Origin of the sequence: Serratia sp. TMDUHS_CL (genome assembly GCF_037137105.1) — a bacterium.
In the GTDB taxonomy this organism is placed as follows: Bacteria; Pseudomonadota; Gammaproteobacteria; order Enterobacterales; family Enterobacteriaceae; genus Serratia; species Serratia nevei.
In genome coordinates this window covers 178,486-196,193 of the sequence record NZ_JBBBDV010000008.1, presented here as the reverse complement: position 1 = coordinate 196,193, position 17,708 = coordinate 178,486, and the positions used below count along the sequence as shown (strand labels likewise).

15 protein-coding genes are annotated in these 17,708 nt (G+C 59.1%); 12 read left to right on the top strand and 3 right to left on the bottom strand.

Translation table 11 applies throughout. The annotated features are described in order from the left end of the window. Nucleotides 1-41: 41 nt before the first annotated feature. Nucleotides 42-1,349 carry an MFS transporter gene (locus WCL58_RS16275; RefSeq protein ID WP_060422391.1) on the top strand — a complete coding sequence of 436 codons (1,308 nt, stop codon included), beginning with the start codon at nucleotides 42-44 and terminating at the stop codon, nucleotides 1,347-1,349. Nucleotides 1,350-1,393: 44 nt separating this feature from the next. Here WCL58_RS16275 and satP read toward each other — a convergent pair whose 3' ends face one another. Beyond that, entirely contained in the window at nucleotides 1,394-1,993 is a 600-nt protein-coding gene (satP, locus tag WCL58_RS16270; RefSeq protein ID WP_025301520.1) for an acetate uptake transporter, read from the bottom strand. A 324-nt stretch (nucleotides 1,994-2,317) separates the two neighbouring features. Here satP and dnaK point away from each other — a divergent pair, with 324 nt between their 5' ends. The 4 genes from dnaK to nhaR all read left to right on the top strand — a co-directional run bounded on the left by dnaK (nucleotide 2,318) and on the right by nhaR (nucleotide 7,942). Then, nucleotides 2,318-4,231, top strand: coding sequence for a molecular chaperone DnaK (gene dnaK, locus WCL58_RS16265; RefSeq protein WP_004932972.1), 1,914 nt, complete (start codon nucleotides 2,318-2,320; stop codon nucleotides 4,229-4,231). Between the two features lie 106 nt (nucleotides 4,232-4,337). Next, complete coding sequence (gene dnaJ, locus WCL58_RS16260) at nucleotides 4,338-5,447, top strand: molecular chaperone DnaJ (protein WP_336851372.1); 1,110 nt, start codon at nucleotides 4,338-4,340, stop codon at nucleotides 5,445-5,447. A 236-nt stretch (nucleotides 5,448-5,683) separates the two neighbouring features. Beyond that, the gene (gene nhaA / locus WCL58_RS16255; RefSeq protein WP_033649145.1) at nucleotides 5,684-6,850 is read left to right on the top strand and encodes a Na+/H+ antiporter NhaA; all 1,167 of its coding nucleotides are present in this window, start codon (nucleotides 5,684-5,686) and stop codon (nucleotides 6,848-6,850) included. A gap of 192 nt (nucleotides 6,851-7,042) precedes the next feature. Next, complete coding sequence (gene nhaR / locus WCL58_RS16250; RefSeq protein WP_004932962.1) at nucleotides 7,043-7,942, top strand: transcriptional activator NhaR; 900 nt, start codon at nucleotides 7,043-7,045, stop codon at nucleotides 7,940-7,942. Nucleotides 7,943-8,013: 71 nt separating this feature from the next. Here the strand turns inward: nhaR and rpsT are convergent, their stop codons facing one another. Further along, nucleotides 8,014-8,277: a 30S ribosomal protein S20 gene (rpsT, locus tag WCL58_RS16245; protein WP_033637053.1), complete on the bottom strand. Its 264-nt coding sequence runs from the start codon at nucleotides 8,275-8,277 to the stop codon at nucleotides 8,014-8,016. A gap of 390 nt (nucleotides 8,278-8,667) precedes the next feature. On the opposite strand from rpsT, the gene ribF reads away from it, so the two are divergent. Genes ribF through ispH form a run of 5 tightly spaced genes read left to right on the top strand, consistent with a single transcriptional unit; the run spans nucleotide 8,668 to nucleotide 14,384 of the window. Beyond that, nucleotides 8,668-9,606, top strand: coding sequence for a bifunctional riboflavin kinase/FAD synthetase (gene ribF, locus WCL58_RS16240; RefSeq protein ID WP_033637054.1), 939 nt, complete (start codon nucleotides 8,668-8,670; stop codon nucleotides 9,604-9,606). Nucleotides 9,607-9,638: 32 nt separating this feature from the next. Next, nucleotides 9,639-12,455 (top strand): isoleucine--tRNA ligase, encoded by a 2,817-nt coding sequence (gene ileS / locus WCL58_RS16235; RefSeq protein ID WP_038873361.1) that lies wholly within the window; start codon nucleotides 9,639-9,641, stop codon nucleotides 12,453-12,455. A 13-nt stretch (nucleotides 12,456-12,468) separates the two neighbouring features. Beyond that, nucleotides 12,469-12,978 carry a signal peptidase II gene (gene lspA, locus WCL58_RS16230; RefSeq protein ID WP_038873364.1) on the top strand — a complete coding sequence of 170 codons (510 nt, stop codon included), beginning with the start codon at nucleotides 12,469-12,471 and terminating at the stop codon, nucleotides 12,976-12,978. Between the two features lies 1 nt (nucleotide 12,979). Continuing rightward, a complete protein-coding gene (gene fkpB / locus WCL58_RS16225) occupies nucleotides 12,980-13,450 on the top strand; it encodes an FKBP-type peptidyl-prolyl cis-trans isomerase (RefSeq protein WP_033637057.1) in 471 nt (156 codons plus the stop codon). Further along, nucleotides 13,431-14,384 (top strand): 4-hydroxy-3-methylbut-2-enyl diphosphate reductase, encoded by a 954-nt coding sequence (gene ispH / locus WCL58_RS16220; RefSeq protein WP_038873368.1) that lies wholly within the window; start codon nucleotides 13,431-13,433, stop codon nucleotides 14,382-14,384. The genes fkpB and ispH overlap by 20 nt, the downstream gene beginning before the upstream one ends. Nucleotides 14,385-14,657: 273 nt before the next feature. Here the strand turns inward: ispH and WCL58_RS16215 are convergent, their stop codons facing one another. Continuing rightward, the gene (locus tag WCL58_RS16215) at nucleotides 14,658-15,563 is read right to left on the bottom strand and encodes a LysR family transcriptional regulator (protein WP_227818464.1); all 906 of its coding nucleotides are present in this window, start codon (nucleotides 15,561-15,563) and stop codon (nucleotides 14,658-14,660) included. A gap of 212 nt (nucleotides 15,564-15,775) precedes the next feature. Between WCL58_RS16215 and pvcA the strand changes: the two genes are divergently transcribed. Further along, a complete protein-coding gene (gene pvcA / locus WCL58_RS16210) occupies nucleotides 15,776-16,741 on the top strand; it encodes an L-tyrosine isonitrile synthase (RefSeq protein WP_060422401.1) in 966 nt (321 codons plus the stop codon). 96 nt (nucleotides 16,742-16,837) lie between these two features. Then, nucleotides 16,838-17,701, top strand: a complete 864-nt coding sequence (locus WCL58_RS16205) for a TauD/TfdA dioxygenase family protein (protein ID WP_049272798.1) — start codon at nucleotides 16,838-16,840, stop codon at nucleotides 17,699-17,701. The last annotated feature ends 7 nt before the right edge of the window (nucleotides 17,702-17,708 follow it).

The window sequence follows — 17,708 nt, the reverse complement described above, 5'->3', positions numbered from 1 at the left end:
CCTGCGGCTTTTATTTTTACAGCCTTTACCGACGGTGCCCTATGCCTCACGACACTAATCGCCGGCTGAACCGGCAAGACTACAAAACGCTGACGTTGGCCGCGTTGGGCGGCGCGCTGGAGTTTTACGACTTCATCATCTTCGTGTTCTTCGCTGCCGTGGTCGGCGATCTGTTCTTCCCGGCGGACATGCCGGAGTGGCTACGTCTGGTGCAAACCTTCGGCATCTTCGCCGCCGGCTATCTGGCCCGCCCGCTGGGCGGCATCGTGATGGCGCACTTCGGCGATCTGGTCGGCCGCAAGAAGATGTTTACCCTGAGCATTCTGCTGATGGCGTTGCCGACGCTGGCGATGGGCCTGCTGCCGACCTACGCCAGCATCGGCATCGCTGCACCGCTGCTGCTGCTGTTGATGCGCGTGCTGCAGGGTGCGGCGATCGGCGGTGAGGTGCCGGGCGCCTGGGTCTTCGTTGCCGAACACGTGCCGCGCCGGCGCATCGGCTTCGCCTGCGGCACGCTGACCGCCGGGCTGACGGTGGGCATCCTGCTGGGCTCGGTGGTGGCGACGGTGATCAACACTACGCTCAGCCCGCAGAGTATCGCCGGCGGCGGCTGGCGCATTCCTTTCCTGTTGGGCGGCATGTTCGGCCTGGTGGCGATGTACCTGCGCCGCTGGCTGCAGGAAACGCCGATCTTCATCGAGATGCAGGCGCGTAAAGCGCTGGCCGAGGAGCTGCCGCTGAAGTCGGTGGTGCTCAACCACAAGCGGGAAGTGGTGGTATCGATGCTGCTGACCTGGCTGCTCTCCGCCGGCATCGTGGTGGTGATCCTGATGACCCCGACCTATCTGCAAAAGCAGTTCGGCATTGCGCCGGCCTTGACGCTGCAGGCCAACAGCATCGCCACCATCATGCTGATCGCCGGCTGCATCGTCGCCGGTTTATCGGCCGATCGCTTTGGCGCCAGCAAAACGCTGGTGGTCGGCAGTGTGCTGCTGGCCGGCTGCAGCTGGCTGTTCTATCAAACGGTGGGCGTGCACCCGGAAATGCTGTTCGCCTGCTATGCGCTGGTGGGGTTCAGCGTAGGTGTGGTGGGGGCCGTGCCGTACGTGATGGTGCGGGCGTTCCCGGCGGAAGTGCGGTTTACCGGCATCTCGTTCTCATATAACGTCTCGTACGCTATTTTTGGCGGTTTAACCCCTATTTTTGTGACGCTGATCATGAAATTGACCCCGTTAGCGCCCGCTTACTACGTGTTGGCGCTGTCGCTCATCGGGCTGCTGCTCGGCTTCTACCTGCATCGCGATCTGAACAGCGAAGCCGGGGAGCGGCGAGCCGATTCCTACAGCTAAAAAAAAGCCCTGCACTGCAGGGCTTTTTCATCAGGGGAGGGCGATTACGCCGTGACCGGCGAGGCCGCGACGCGGGCCGGAGCCGGCTCGCCAATCGGCAGCACGGTGCGGCCGTATTGTTCGTTGAGCACTTCGGCCATCGCCAGGTAAATGGCGCTGGCGCCGCAGATGATGCCTTCATAGCCGGCGAAGGTCAGCAGCGCATGATTGCCGGTGATGTTGCCGACGGCCAGCAGGGCGAACAGCAGCGTGAGGCTGGCGAACACGAACTGCAGCACGCGGTTGGCGGCCAGGGTGCCGAAGAACATGAACAGGGTGAAGACGCCCCACAGTGCCAGGTAGATGCCCAGCACGTGCGCCTCGGTGGCCTCAGCCAGGCCCAGACGCGGCAGCAGCAGCAGGCCGACCAGGCTCAGCCAGAAGCTGCCGTAGGCGGTGAAAGCGGTCATGCCGAAGGTGTTGCCCTTCTTGTATTCCAGCAGACCGGCCAGGATCTGGGCCAGGCCACCGAAGAAAATCCCCATGCTGATGATGGCGGAGTTCAGTGGGAAAAAGCCCGCGTTGTGCAGGTTCAGCAAGACGGTGGTCATCCCGAAGCCCATCAGGCCGAGAGGGCCGGGATTCGCCAACTTGTTGGTGTGCATAAGTCCTCTGCGATAACAGAAAATTAACGGAAACAGCGAAGTAAAATAATAAATGGTCTGAATGGCCAAAAAATCGAAGTTTTCCACCAGAGCGCGCGCATCATAATGATCCCCGCAGCCGGAAACAATGATCTGAATGACGATAAAAAAAGAAATTTTTTTCGCCTTGCCCCTTGATGCCGGATTGGATGGCCCCATCTTATTTGCAACCGCAGTTGCTAACCGCGGGTCGCACTGAGATATCGGGCAGTTGAAAAGCAAAAAATCGCCCGCATATAGGTTAGCAACCTGACTGATTATGAATTTTTTAGTGGAGACGTTTAGATGGGTAAAATTATTGGTATCGACCTGGGTACTACCAACTCTTGCGTAGCAATTATGGATGGTGCCAAGGCACGCGTGCTGGAAAACGCCGAGGGCGACCGCACCACTCCTTCTATTATCGCATATACCCAGGACGGTGAAACTCTGGTTGGCCAGCCGGCTAAGCGTCAGGCAGTGACCAACCCTGAAAACACCTTGTTCGCCATCAAGCGCCTGATCGGTCGCCGCTTCCAGGATGAAGAAGCGCAGCGCGACAAAGCGATCATGCCGTACAAAATCGTCGAAGCCGACAACGGCGACGCTTGGCTGGAAGTGAAAGGCCAGAAAATGGCTCCGCCGCAGATCTCTGCGGAAGTGCTGAAGAAAATGAAGAAAACGGCGGAAGATTACCTGGGCGAACCGGTAACTGAAGCGGTTATCACCGTACCGGCTTACTTCAACGACGCCCAGCGTCAGGCGACCAAAGACGCCGGCCGCATCGCGGGTCTGGAAGTCAAGCGCATCATCAACGAACCAACCGCTGCGGCCCTGGCCTACGGTCTGGACAAAGAAGTTGGCAACCGCACCATCGCGGTTTATGACCTGGGCGGCGGTACTTTCGATATCTCCATCATCGAAATCGACGACGTTGACGGCGAAAAAACCTTCGAAGTGCTGGCGACCAACGGTGACACCCACCTGGGTGGCGAAGACTTCGACAGCCGTCTGATCAACTACCTGGTGGAAGAGTTCAAGAAAGATCAGGGTATCGATCTGCGCAACGATCCGCTGGCGATGCAGCGTCTGAAAGAAGCCGCTGAGAAAGCGAAGATCGAACTGTCTTCCGCTCAGCAGACCGACGTTAACCTGCCGTACATCACGGCAGACGCGACCGGTCCAAAACACATGAACATCAAAGTGACTCGCGCCAAACTCGAGTCGCTGGTTGAAGATCTGGTTGCACGTTCTATCGAGCCGCTGAAAGTGGCGCTGAAAGACGCAGGCCTGTCGGTTTCCGACATCCAGGACGTGATCCTGGTGGGCGGCCAGACCCGTATGCCAATGGTGCAGAAGAAAGTCGCAGACTTCTTCGGCAAAGAGCCGCGTAAAGACGTGAACCCGGACGAAGCGGTTGCCGTGGGCGCTGCGGTACAGGGCGGCGTGTTGGCCGGTGATGTGAAGGACGTTCTGCTGCTGGACGTGACCCCGCTGTCGCTGGGTATCGAAACCATGGGCAGCGTGATGACGCCGCTGATCACCAAAAACACCACGATCCCGACCAAGCACAGCCAGGTGTTCTCTACCGCTGAAGACAACCAGTCTGCGGTAACCATCCACGTGCTGCAGGGTGAGCGTAAGCGCGCCAGCGATAACAAATCTCTGGGCCAGTTCAACCTGGACGGCATTCAGGCGGCACCGCGCGGCATGGCGCAGATCGAAGTGACCTTCGATATCGATGCCGACGGCATCCTGCACGTGTCTGCCAAAGACAAGAACACCGGTCGTGAGCAGAAGATCACCATCAAGGCATCTTCTGGCCTGAACGAAGACGAAATCCAGAAAATGGTGCGCGACGCCGAGCTGAACGCTGAAGCCGACCGCAAGTTCGAAGAGCTGGTACAGACACGTAACCAGGCCGATCACCTGATCCACGGCACTCGCAAGCAGCTGGAAGAAGCGGGCGACAAACTGCCGGCGGAAGACAAAACGGCGATCGAAGCGGCGCTGAAAGATCTGGAAGCGGCGGTGAAAGGCGAAGATAAAGCCGAGATCGAAGCGAAGACTCAGGCTCTGGTGCAGGTTTCCGGCAAACTGCTGGAAATGGCCCAGGCGCAGCAGGCTCAGCAGGGTGCTGACGCCGGCGCGGACAACGCGGCGCAGAAAGACGACGACGTGGTTGACGCTGAGTTCGAAGAAGTTAAAGACAAAAAATAATCGCCCTTAAGCGGGCACGGGGCGGCCGAGATGCCGCTCCCGGAAACCAGCACGGGCGTCGAGGCAACTCTGCGCCCGTGCACGCATGTTAAGGGTAAGCGAAAGAATGGCGAAGAAAGACTATTACGAGATTCTCGGCGTCAGCAAGACGGCGGATGAACGTGAGATCAAAAAGGCGTACAAACGCCTGGCGATGAAATACCATCCTGACCGCAACCAGGAACAAGACGCCGAAACCAAGTTTAAAGAAGTTAAAGAAGCTTACGAAGTCCTGACCGACGACCAGAAACGCGCGGCCTACGACCAGTATGGGCACGCGGCCTTTGAACAGGGCGGCATGGGCGGCGGTGCCGACTTCAGCGATATCTTTGGCGACGTGTTTGGCGACATCTTCGGCGGAGGCCGCCGTCAGCGCGCCAGCCGCGGTTCCGATCTGCGCTATAACATGGAGCTGACCCTCGAGGAAGCGGTACGTGGCGTCACCAAAGAGATCCGCATCCCGACGCTGGAAGAGTGCGACGTCTGCCACGGCAGCGGCGCCAAGCCGGGCAGCTCGCCGGTGACCTGTCCAACCTGTCACGGCCAGGGCCAGGTGCAGATGCGTCAGGGCTTCTTCACCGTGCAGCAGGCGTGTCCGCACTGCCATGGCCGCGGTCAGATCATCAAAGATCCGTGCAACAAGTGCCACGGCCACGGCCGGGTAGAAAAATCCAAAACGCTGTCGGTGAAAATTCCGGCCGGCGTCGATACCGGTGACCGCATCCGCCTGGCGGGTGAAGGCGAAGCCGGCGAGCACGGCGCACCGGCGGGCGATCTGTACGTTCAGGTGCAGGTGAAGGCGCACCCGATCTTCGAGCGCGAAGGCAACAACCTGTACTGTGAAGTGCCGATCAACTTCGCCATGGCGGCGCTGGGCGGTGAGATTGAAGTGCCGACGCTGGACGGCCGGGTGAAACTGAAGGTGCCTTCGGAGACCCAAACCGGCAAACTGTTCCGCATGCGCGGCAAGGGCGTGAAATCGGTGCGTGGTGGCAGCCAGGGCGACCTGCTGTGCCGTGTAGTGGTGGAAACCCCGGTCAATCTGAACGACAAGCAGAAGCAATTGCTGCGCGAACTGGAAGAGAGCCTGGGCGGCCCGTCCGGTGACAAGAACAGCCCGCGTTCGAAGAGCTTCTTCGACGGGGTGAAAAAGTTCTTTGACGACCTGACTCGTTAACCTGCTGTTTCTGCTGGGTTATATTAGAACCCCGGGCGTCTGTCCCGGGGTTTTTATTTGCATGTTGCACCCCTAATTCCCTATAAATAATGTGACTTATTCGTGCTTTTAATCGGTTTTATCGAGTTATTTAGCATTTATAAACTTATTTTTTCGAACTAAAACGCCCTCTATACTCACTTCATGACTGTGGTTCGCAGGGCGCTACGCCCTGCACGGATTTGGAGAGACGTATTGTGACCAACATCATTCGTCAATTTTTACGTCAGGAAGCCGCGGGCGGCATCATTCTGATCGCGGCGGCGATCGTCGCCCTGATCATGGCCAACACCCCGGCGCAGGGGATCTATCAGGCATTCCTCAACCTGCCGGTGATGGTAAAAATTGCTTCGCTGGAGATCGCCAAGCCGCTGCTGCTGTGGATCAACGACGGCCTGATGGCCATCTTCTTCCTGGTGGTGGGGCTCGAGGTTAAGCGCGAGCTGATGCAGGGCTCGCTGTCCGGGCGTGACAAGGCGGTGTTTCCGGCGATCGCCGCGCTGGGCGGTATGCTGGCGCCGGCGCTGATTTACCTGCTGTTCAACGGCGCGGATGAAGTCACCCGCCAGGGCTGGGCGATCCCGGCCGCGACCGATATCGCCTTCGCGCTGGGCGTAATGGCGCTGCTGGGCAACCGCGTACCGACCAGCCTGAAAGTGTTCCTGCTGGCGTTGGCGATCATCGATGACCTGGGCGTGATTATCATCATCGCGCTGTTCTACACCCATGAAGTGTCGATGGTGGCGCTGGGCGTGGCGGCGGCGGCGACGGTGCTGCTGGCGGTGATGAACTGGCGTGGCGTGGGTAAAACCTCGCTGTACATGATGGTTGGCCTGGTGTTGTGGGTCGCGATCCTCAAGTCCGGGGTACACGCGACGCTGGCCGGGGTGATCGTCGGCTTTATGATCCCGCTGAACGTGAAGAAGGGGCCGTCGCCGTCGGAAACGCTGGAGCATGAGCTGCACCCTTGGGTCGCGTTTATGATCCTGCCGCTGTTCGCATTCGCCAACGCCGGGGTTTCTTTGCAGGGCGTATCGCTGGAAGGATTGACGTCGCTGCTGCCGGTAGGGATTGCGGCCGGGCTGTTTATCGGCAAGCCGCTGGGGATTTTCCTCTTCAGCCTGCTGGCGGTGAAAATGGGCATCGCCCGCTTGCCTGAGGGGATCGGTTTCAAACAGGTGTTTGCCGTTTCGGTGCTCTGTGGTATTGGTTTCACCATGTCGATTTTCATCGCCTCGCTGGCGTTTGGCGATGCGGATGCGGCGCTCAGCACCTATTCCCGCCTGGGGATCCTGCTGGGCTCCACTGCGGCGGCGGTGGTAGGGTATGGGTTGCTGCGTCTGGCGTTGCCGCGGGTGCGTTAATCCTGCGTGTGCCCGATAAGGGCACACAATAAAATGGCTGGTCGGAGCTGTGCGGTATAAAATATGTGCAGCTTCGGCCGTTCTTCGTTGGGACTAATGGGGCTATACGTTGTCTGAAGCAGGGAAAGGAAGTTTGTCGCTCGTCACGGCACACCGTTTGCCGCTGCGAAACGTTGTTAAGGAGAGCCGCTCGTGAGGATGTCGCATATCAACTTTAATCACCTTTACTATTTCTGGCAGGTCTGCAAGGCCGGTTCCGTGGTCGGTGCCGCCGAAGCGTTGTTTTTGACGCCACAGACCATCACCGGCCAGATCAAAGCGCTGGAGGAGCGGTTGGACGGCAAGCTGTTCAAACGCCAGGGGCGCGGGTTGGTACCTTCGGAGCTGGGGCAGCTGGTGTTCCGCTATGCCGACAAGATGTTTATGCTCAGCCAGGAAATGCTGGATATTGTCAACTACCGCAAAGAGTCGAACCTGCTGTTCGACGTTGGCGTGGCGGACGCGCTGTCGAAGCGCCTGGTCAGCCAGGTGTTGGAAACGGCGGTAGTGGTGGATAACGAACAGATCCACCTGCGCTGTTTTGAATCGACGCACGAGATGCTGTTGGAGCAGCTCAGCCAGCACAAGCTGGATATGATCCTGTCGGATTGCCCGGTGGATTCCAGCCAGCAGGAAGGGCTGTTCTCGCTGAAGCTGGGCGAGTGCGGCATCAGCTTCTTCTGCCGCCAGCCGGCGCCGGAGCTGCCATTCCCGGCCTGCCTGGAGCAGCGCAAGCTGCTGATCCCCGGCCGCCGCTCGATGCTGGGGCGCAAGCTGCTCAACTGGTTCAATACGCAGGGCATTCAGGTGGAGATCCTGGGTGAGTTCGACGATGCGGCGCTGATGAAGGCCTTCGGCATGTATCACAATGCGATTTTCGTGGCGCCGACGCTGTATGCGCAGGATACCTATAACGATGACAACGTGGTGGAGATTGGGCGCATCGACAGCGTGCAGGAGGAGTATTACATCATCTTCGCCGAGCGCATGATCCAGCATCCGGCGGTGCAGCGCGTGTGCAACAAAGACTTCTCGGCGCTGTTTTCCTGCTAGTGGTTCACTGAACGCAGGGCGTAAAAAAACCGGCCTGAGCCGGTTTTTTTATCAAGCAGATAACGAAATGCTTATTGCATTGCGTTGATGCGTGCAGTCAGGTTTGACTTATGACGCGCTGCTTTGTTTTTGTGGATCAGGCCTTTAGCTGCCTGACGGTCCACCAGTGGCTGCATTACCAGGAATGCAGTTTGTGCTGCTTCTTTGTCGCCAGCTGCGATAGCTGCGTCTACCTTCTTGATGAAGGTACGCACCATTGAGCGACGGCTAGCGTTATGCTTGCGGCGTTTCTCAGACTGTACGGCGCGTTTCTTAGCTGATTTGATATTAGCCAAGGTCCAACTCCCAAATATATTCTATTGAGGACAATTCAAAGGCCGAGGAATATGCCCTTTTAGCCTTCGTTTGTCAATGGATTTGTGCAAATAAGCGCCGTTTGTACAGGCGGCACTCGCTACGTTGTGATGGCGCAGGATTTTACCAGCTTCGCTCTTGGGAATACAGTGTTTCGCGAGAAAATTCGCCAATGTTTTGCCGCGGCGGACGCAAGCCGTTGGCCGCGGTCGAGAATCGGCCCGGCAGTGCCGGATAAACTGCGGCGAAGCCGTTTCACGCGCAGATTATCTCCGGTATGGTATGTCTATTACATAAAGGCACCAATCGCGGGTTAACCTTACCGGCTGTACAAGGTATAATCCGCCGATTTCCACTGTTTTGAGCCAGCTATGGAGCTAATTCGCGGCATTCACAATATCCGGGCGCGCCACCATGGTTGCGTGCTCACCATCGGCAACTTTGACGGCGTACACCGCGGTCATCAGGCGTTGCTGGAGCAGTTGAAGCAACAAGGGCAACGCCTCGGGCTGCCGGTGATGGTCATGATCTTTGAGCCGCAGCCGCTGGAGATGTTCGCCGCAGACAAGGCGCCGGCCCGTTTGACGCGCCTGCGCGACAAGGCCAACTACCTGGCGCAGGCGGGCGTCGACTACCTGCTGTGCGTCAAGTTCGATCCGCGTTTTGCCGCCAACACCGCGCAGGCGTTCGTCGCCGAGCTGCTGGTGGAAAAACTGGGCGTCAAATTCCTGATGGTGGGGGATGATTTTCGCTTTGGCGCCGGGCGTCAGGGCGATTTTCCGCTATTGCAGCAGGCCGGAAAAGAGTACGGCTTCGAGGTGGTCAGCACCCCGACCTTCCGCGAAGGCGAGCGGCGCATCAGCAGCACCGCGATCCGCACCGCGCTGAGCGAGGACGACCTGCCGCTGGCGGAGACCCTGCTGGGCCACCCGTACAGCATTTCCGGGCGCGTGGTGCACGGCGACGAGCTGGGCCGCACCATCGGCTTCCCGACCGCCAACCTGCCGCTCAAGCGCCTGGTGGCGCCGGTGAAAGGGGTGTATGCGGTAGAAGTGTACGGCCTGGGGCCGCAGCCGCTACCGGGCGTGGCCAATATCGGTACGCGCCCGACCGTCGCCGGCGTGCGCCAGCAGCTGGAAGTGCATCTGCTGGATGTCACAATGGATCTTTACGGGCGCCATATTGAGGTGGTGCTCCGCGCAAAATTGCGCAATGAACAACGGTTTGCTTCGCTCGATGCCCTGAAGCAGCAAATCGCCAATGATGTGGTGACGGCCCGGAAGTTCTTCGGGCTACAGACACCGGTTTAATCTCTATAGCCGAAAACGGAACCGAGAATCTAATGAGTGACTACAAGAATACCCTGAACTTGCCGGAAACAGGGTTCCCGATGCGCGGCGACCTCGCCAAGCGCGAACCTGGCATGCTGCAACGTTGGTATGAACAGGATCTGTACGGGATTATTCGTACTGCCAAAAAGGGCAAAAAAACCTTCATTTTGCATGACGGCCCTCCGTATGCGAACGGCAGCATTCACATTGGTCACTCGGTTAACAAGATTCTCAAAGACATTATCATCAAGTCGAAAGGGATGGCCGGCTTCGACTCGCCTTATGTGCCGGGTTGGGACTGCCACGGCCTGCCTATCGAACTGAAGGTTGAACAGCTGTACGGCAAACCGGGCGAGAAGCTGACGGCGGCCGAGTTCCGCCAGAAGTGCCGCGAGTACGCGGCCGAGCAGGTTGAAGGCCAGAAGAAGGACTTCATCCGCCTGGGTGTGCTGGGCGACTGGGATCGCCCATACCTGACCATGGACTTCAAAACCGAAGCCAACATCATCCGCGCGCTGGGCAAGATCATCAGCAACGGCCACCTGCTGAAAGGCGCCAAGCCGGTTCACTGGTGCACCGACTGCGGATCGTCGCTGGCGGAAGCGGAAGTGGAGTACTACGACAAGACTTCGCCGTCGATCGACGTGAGCTTCCATGCAGCAGACGCGGCTGCCGTGGCGGCCAAGTTCGGCGTGAGCCACTTCAACGGGACTATCTCCCTGGTTATCTGGACCACCACCCCGTGGACCCTGCCGGCCAACCGCGCGATCTCGCTGCATCCGGACTTCACCTATCAACTGGTGCAGGTTGACGGCCAGTGCCTGATCCTGGCGGCCGAGCTGGTGGAAAGCGTGATGAAACGCGCCGGCATCACCGAATGGACGGTGCTGGGCAGCTGCAAAGGCGCCGATCTGGAGCTGCTGCGCTTCAAACACCCGTTCATGGACTTCGACGTGCCGGCGATCCTCGGCGAGCACGTGACGCTGGACGCCGGTACCGGTGCGGTGCACACCGCGCCAGGCCACGGCCCGGACGACTTCGTGATCGGCCAGAAATACGGTCTGGAAGTGGCCAACCCGGTAGGGCCGAACGGCTGCTACCTGACCGGCACTTACCCGCTGCTGGACGGCAAGTTCGTCTTCAAGGCCAACGATCTGATCGTCGACCTGCTGCGTGAGAAAGGCGCGCTGCTGCACGTCGAGAAGTTCCTGCACAGCTACCCGTGCTGCTGGCGCCACAAGACGCCGATCATCTTCCGCGCCACGCCGCAATGGTTCGTCAGCATGGATCAGAAAGGCCTGCGTCAGCAGTCGCTGGAAGAGATCAAAGGCGTGCAGTGGATCCCGGATTGGGGCCAGGCGCGCATCGAAATGATGGTGGCCAACCGCCCGGACTGGTGCATCTCGCGTCAGCGCACCTGGGGCGTGCCGATGTCGCTGTTCGTGCACAAAGAAACCGAGCAGCTGCACCCGCGCACCGTTGAGCTGATGGAAGAAGTGGCCAAGCGCGTCGAGCAAGACGGCATTCAGGCCTGGTGGGATCTGGACGCGGCCGATATCCTCGGCGCGGAAGCTGCCGACTACGTGAAAGTGCCGGATACGCTGGACGTGTGGTTCGACTCCGGTTCCACCCACGCTTCGGTGGTCGACGTGCGCCCTGAGTTCCAGGGACACAGCGCCGACATGTATCTGGAAGGCTCCGACCAACACCGCGGCTGGTTCATGTCATCGCTGATGATCTCCACCGCGATGAAAGGCAAGGCGCCTTATAAAGAAGTGCTGACCCACGGCTTCACCGTCGACGGCCAGGGCCGCAAGATGTCCAAGTCGATCGGTAACACCGTCAGCCCACAGGACGTGATGAACAAGCTGGGCGGCGACATTCTGCGTCTGTGGGTGGCATCGACCGATTACACCGGCGAAATCGCAGTCTCCGACGAGATCCTCAAGCGTTCCGCTGATTCTTATCGCCGCATCCGCAACACCGCGCGCTTCCTGCTGGCCAACCTGAACGGGTTCGAGCCGAGCACCGATTGCGTGGCGCCGGAAGACATGGTGGTGCTGGATCGTTGGGCGGTCGGCCGTGCGCTGGCGGCGCAGCAGGATATCGAGCAGGCTTACGCCAACTACGATTTCCACGAAGTGGTGCAGCGTCTGATGCAGTTCTGCTCGGTCGAGATGGGCTCCTTCTATCTGGATATCATCAAGGATCGTCAGTACACCGCGAAGAGCGACAGCGTCGCCCGCCGCAGCTGCCAGACCGCGCTGTATCACATCGTGGAAGCGCTGGTGCGCTGGATGGCGCCGATCATGTCGTTCACTGCGGACGAGATCTGGGGCTTCATGCCGGGCAAACGCGCGCAGTACGTGTTTACCGAAGAGTGGTACGACGGCCTGTTCGGGCTGGCGGAAGGCGAGCCGATGAACGACGCTTTCTGGGCCGAACTGCTGAAAGTGCGCGGCGAAGTGAACAAGGTGCTGGAGCAGGCGCGTGCCGACAAACGCCTCGGCGGTTCGCTGGAAGCGGCGGTCACGCTGTATGCCGACAGCGAGCTAGCGGCGCGCCTGAACAGCCTGCAGGATGAGCTGCGCTTCGTGCTGCTGACCTCTGCGGCAAGCGTTGCGCCATTGGCGGATGCGCCGGCCGACGCGCAGGCTTCCGAGCTGCTGAAAGGGCTGAAGATCGCCTTCAGCACGGCACCGGGTGAGAAGTGCCCGCGCTGCTGGCATTACACCACCGATATCGGCCTGGTGGCGGAACACGCAGACATCTGCGGCCGCTGTGTGAGCAACGTCGCCGGTGACGGCGAGAAGCGTAACTTTGCCTGAGAACTCGCGCCTGATGAGTAAATCAATTTGTTCGACCGGCCTGCGTTGGCTGTGGGTTGTGGTGGCGGTGCTGGCGCTGGATTTTGGCAGCAAGCAGTGGATCCTCGCTAACTTTACGCTGGGCCAGTCCCAGCCGTTGATCCCGTCGTTCAACCTGTTTTACGCGCGCAACTACGGCGCTGCGTTCAGCTTCCTGGCCGACCATGGCGGCTGGCAGCGCTGGTTCTTCGCCGGCATCGCCATCGCCATCGTTGCGGTGCTGCTGGTGATGATGTACCGCAGCACCGCGCAGCAGAAGCTGAACAACATCGCCTACGCCTTTATTATCGGCGGGGCGTTGGGCAATCTGTTCGATCGCCTGTGGCACGGTTTCGTGGTCGATTTCATCGACTTCTACGTCGGTGACTGGCACTACCCGACCTTCAATCTGGCGGACAGCTTCATCTGCGTGGGCGCGGCGATGATCGTGCTGGAAGGTTTCCTGTCGCCGGCGAACAAAGACGCAAAGAGTAAAGGTGAGTAATATGACGGCTCAGGTTATCAGTGACAGCGCGGTGCTGGTTCACTTTACGCTGAAACTGGAAGACGGTTCGACCGCCGAATCCACCCGCAGCAGCGGCAAGCCGGCGCTGTTCCGCCTGGGTGACGGCAGCCTGTCGGCACCGCTGGAAGCGCAGCTGCTTGGCCTGCGCGCGGGCGACAAATGCGCCTTTACCCTGCAGCCGGAAGCGGCGTTCGGCGCGGAGAACCCGGATCTGGTCCAGTTCTTCTCGCGCCGCGACTTCGCGGAAACCGGCGTGCCGGACGTGGGCACCATCATGCTGTTTACCGCCATCGACGGCAGTGAAATGCCGGGCGTGGTGCGCGCGGTGGCGGAAGATTCGATCACCGTCGATTTCAACCATCCGCTGGCGGGCCATCCGGTGACCTTCGATATCGAAGTGCTGGAGATCGATCCGCAGCAGGAGGAGATGCATGCAAATATTGCTGGCTAACCCGCGCGGCTTCTGCGCCGGGGTTGATCGTGCGATCAGCATCGTGGAACGCGCGCTGGAACTGTATGGCGCACCGATCTACGTGCGGCATGAAGTGGTGCACAACCGCTACGTGGTCGACAGCCTGCGTGAGCGCGGCGCGGTGTTTATCGAAGAGATCGCGGAAGTGCCGGACGGCTCTATCCTGATCTTCTCGGCGCACGGCGTTTCTCAGGCGGTGCGCGCCGAAGCCAAGGCGCGCGATCTGACCATGCTGTTCGACGCCACTTGCCCGCTGGTGACCAAGGTGCATATGGAAGTGGCGCGCGCCAGCCGCCGCGGCACCGAAGCGATTCTGATCGGCCACGCCGGGCACCCGGAAGTGGAAGGCACCATGGGCCAGTACAGCAACCCGCAGGGCGGCATGTACCTGGTCGAGTCGCCGGAAGACGTGTGGAAGCTGCAGGTGAAAGATGAAAGCAACCTGTGCTTCATGACGCAGACCACGCTGTCGGTAGATGATACCTCGGACGTGATCGACGCCCTGCGCCAGCGTTTCCCGAGCATTATCGGCCCGCGCAAGGATGACATTTGCTACGCCACCACCAACCGTCAGGAAGCGGTGCGTAACCTGGCCGGCGATGCGGACGTGGTGCTGGTGGTGGGGTCAAAAAACTCCTCCAACTCCAACCGACTGGCGGAACTGGCGCAGCGCGTCGGCAAACCGGCTTATCTTATCGATTCGGCGGCGGATATTCAGGAGAGCTGGCTGAGCGGGGCGCGCCATATCGGCGTTACCGCCGGTGCCTCAGCGCCGGACGTGCTGGTGCAGGAGGTGATCTCTCGCCTCAAAGCGCTGGGCGGTATGGACGTGCATGAAATCAGCGGGCGTGAAGAGAACATCGTGTTCGAAGTGCCGAAAGAGCTGCGCGTGGACGTTCGTCAGATAGACTGACAGGCGCCGGCGGATGACAACGGGGAGCCCAGGCTTCCCGTTTTTTTGGGCATTCGCATGGCATTGAAAATAAAACGCTGCGCATATTCAAATTTTCTGCTAACTAAAGTCAAATTTATTCTGAGTATTTGAAATAGCGTCGGTGTCATTAATTATATAAGCTGACGAAAAGTCATTAATCAAGGTATCATTAGTCTGCAATCTAAATAAGGCCTGGCGTTGGCAAGGTGATTACAATAATTACAATAATGGGTGTTGCAGATGTTTCTTATTTTATTCCTGCCGAATATGTTCTAAGGCGTTTAATCCTTTCTCCTTTAAATAGAGCTTCATATGCTCCAGCAATCGTCGGACTTTTAATGGCTGAATCTCCCGACGCGGCATAATGGCATAGCAATTTATTTCCGGTAATCGCCAGTCGGGCAATATTTCAATCAGCTCGCCGCTGAGCAACTCACGCTCAACGTTGGCGAAGAAATTGCGAATGATACCCTTGCCGGTCAGCGCCAACTCCTTCATCGCCATACCGCTGTTGGTGAACAAGCGCCCGGTCATGCGCATGCGGTGTTCACCGCCGTCGCGATGGATCAGACGAACAAACTGCGGGTTTCCGAGCGGTGTAAAGGTCACCCAGTGGTGATGCGTCAGCGCCTGCGGCGAATCCGGCACGCCGTGGTGCGCCAGGTAGGCCGGCGAGGCGCACAGCACTTCGCGGCAGCGCGCCAGCCGGGTGGAAACGTAGCTGGAGTCGGCCAGCACGCCGCCGCGTATCGCCAGATCGATGCGTTGCGTGATGAGGTCTATCTTCTCATCGTGGATTTCCAGCCGCAGCGTGAGCCGCGGGTGCTCGTCGAGGAAGCTCTGCAGCGCCGGCACCAGATAGTGGGTGGCGAATTCGGTCGAGGTGGCGACGCGTAGTTCACCCACCAGTTCGCCACGCAGCGCGGCGATCCGTTGTTGGCCGCGTTCGGCGGCGTGGATCATCAGCAGGCAATCTTCATAAAAGCACAATCCGGCTTCGGTCAGACTCAATGAACGCGTCGACCGCAACAGTAATTGAATGCCCAGATGTTCCTCCAACTGGCGAATATGTTGGCTGACGGCCGAGGTCGTCATGCCCAATTCTTTTGCCGCCATGCTGAATGCGCCGCAATCGACCACTTTTGAGAAAATGGCCATGCGTTTTAAAATATTGCTCATAGTTTGTTAAGCACAACTTAACCAAGATTGTGAATTATACGGGCTAATAATATAGCACCATCTCTTCTATATTGCCTGAAGCATATAAACGCCGGGCTAATTATTATCTCGCAGAGGTTTTTTCTCTTTTTGATAAATCTTATTGCGCTTTTCAATAATACACCCGCGCCGCATCGCAACAGGAGCACATTGTGGACAGCGTTCAGAAAGATGAAATAGCGTTAAAAATCCTACGTGAATTATTGCAATACCGCCGCCGTTTCCCCGGTGGCGACACCTCAATTGCCGAAGAAGAACAACGGGTCACTCAGGTGCAATTGCCACGCATTCGGGCATTCATTGAAAACGAGCAGCGCATCGAATTCGTGCTGCCGGCCTTTCCGACCAAGTCGCCCAACACCAACAAGGTGATCGGCGCGGTGCCGGACATGGCGGAGCGGCTGTCGCTGATCTTCCTCAACTCGCTGTGCCAGCGTATTCAACTCTATTACCCGCCGGGTGCGCATATCGTTATCTGCTCCGACGGCCACGTGTTCGGCGATCTGATCCGCGTCAGCGACGAAGCGATCAACCACTATCAGCGCGAGATTGAAGGCCTGCTGCATGAAGTGGGTGCGACGCACCTGAGCGTGTTCAACCTCGGCGACGTCAAAGGCCTGGCGGAGCATACCGACGATTACGATCTGCTGCGCCGGCTGTTGGTGGACGGCTACGCCGAGTCGGAAGAGGCGATCAAGCAACAGCTGATGCAGGACGAACAGGGCCTCTTGCTGTACCGCGCCATCACGCGTTTCCTGTATGAAGACAGCCAACTGCCGGGCTACAGCGGTTCCAACGCCGCGCTGCAGAAGGACGCCAAGCAGCGCGCCTGCGGCGTGATCCAACGCAGCTGGGCCTGGGGCAACCTGCTGGCGCAACATTTCCCGGCTGCGATCCGCCTGTCGATTCACCCGCAGCCGGTCGACAGCCTGAAAATGGGCATCCACATGATGCCGACCAAAGACGACTGGCTGACGCCGTGGCACGGCGTGGCGGCGAACGTGAACGGCCAGTTCGTGCTGATGAAGCGTAAAGACGCGCAGAGCCTGGACGGCGAACTGGTGGAGATCCGCGGCACGCCGAGCCATTACCTGATCGAGCAGCCACAGATGGCCTGAGGCCGCCGCAGGCTTTTGCGCCCGGAATCCTGGCGGGCGCGTTTTTGACGGCACGTTGCCGTGTGAGCAGCACATTCGATGCAAGGAGAATCACCGATGAACAACCAACCGCTTAATTGCCATATCCAACCGAATACCCCGTTCGGCGCGATCCTGACGCCGCAGCACCCGGGGCAAAAGATCGGCGAGCTGCCGGTGGCGGCGCTGCGAGCGCTGGCGCAGGAACACCACTTGCTGGTGCTGCGCGGATTCGACTCCGGTTTCAGCGAGGCGGAAGTCCTGACTCGCTATGCCGAACAGTGGGGCGAAATCATGATGTGGCCGTTCGGTGCGGTGCTGGACGTGAAGGAACATCCGGACGCCAAGGATCATATCTTCGACAGCAGCTACGTCCCGCTGCATTGGGATGGCATGTATAAGCCGACCATCCCCGAGTTCCAGCTGTTCCACTGCGTAGCGGCACCTTCTCAGGACGAAGGCGGATGCACCACCTTCGTAGACACCACGCGGCTGCTGGCCAATGCGGACGAAGCGCTGCTGGATCAGTGGCTGTCGGTCTCGATCACCTACCGCATCAAGCAGGTGGTGCATTACGGTGGTGAGGTCTGTTCGCCGCTGGTGGTGCAGCACCCGAACGGCAGGGGGTTAATCATGCGCTACAATGAACCGCCGACGGAGGGGAAAAAATTCCTCAACCAGCATGCGCTGGAATATCACGGCGTGCCGGAACAGCAGCAGGAACAGTTCCATCACACGTTGCAGCAGCACCTGTACGATCCGCGTCACTATTATGCCCACCAATGGCAACAGGGTGACGTGGTGGTGGCGGACAACTTCTCGCTGCTGCACGGCCGTGAGGGCTTTACCGCCCGTTCCGCGCGTCATTTGCAGCGCGTGCATATTCAGAGCAACCCGGTGTGCGCCAATCTGGCGCTGAAGCCGGCCAACGCAGAAGCGTAAAGGAGCA

Excerpts from the sequence above, each read along its gene's own strand:
- WCL58_RS16275 (WP_060422391.1), top strand. The coding sequence starts at position 42 with ATGCCTCACGACACTAATCGCCGGCTGAACCGGCAAGACTACAAAACG.
- satP (WP_025301520.1), bottom strand. The coding sequence starts at position 1,993 with ATGCACACCAACAAGTTGGCGAATCCCGGCCCTCTCGGCCTGATGGGC.
- dnaK (WP_004932972.1), top strand. The coding sequence starts at position 2,318 with ATGGGTAAAATTATTGGTATCGACCTGGGTACTACCAACTCTTGCGTA.
- dnaJ (WP_336851372.1), top strand. The coding sequence starts at position 4,338 with ATGGCGAAGAAAGACTATTACGAGATTCTCGGCGTCAGCAAGACGGCG.
- ribF (WP_033637054.1), top strand. The coding sequence starts at position 8,668 with ATGGAGCTAATTCGCGGCATTCACAATATCCGGGCGCGCCACCATGGT.
- ileS (WP_038873361.1), top strand. The coding sequence starts at position 9,639 with ATGAGTGACTACAAGAATACCCTGAACTTGCCGGAAACAGGGTTCCCG.
- lspA (WP_038873364.1), top strand. The coding sequence starts at position 12,469 with ATGAGTAAATCAATTTGTTCGACCGGCCTGCGTTGGCTGTGGGTTGTG.
- fkpB (WP_033637057.1), top strand. The coding sequence starts at position 12,980 with ATGACGGCTCAGGTTATCAGTGACAGCGCGGTGCTGGTTCACTTTACG.
- ispH (WP_038873368.1), top strand. The coding sequence starts at position 13,431 with ATGCAAATATTGCTGGCTAACCCGCGCGGCTTCTGCGCCGGGGTTGAT.
- WCL58_RS16215 (WP_227818464.1), bottom strand. The coding sequence starts at position 15,563 with ATGGCCATTTTCTCAAAAGTGGTCGATTGCGGCGCATTCAGCATGGCG.
- WCL58_RS16205 (WP_049272798.1), top strand. The coding sequence starts at position 16,838 with ATGAACAACCAACCGCTTAATTGCCATATCCAACCGAATACCCCGTTC.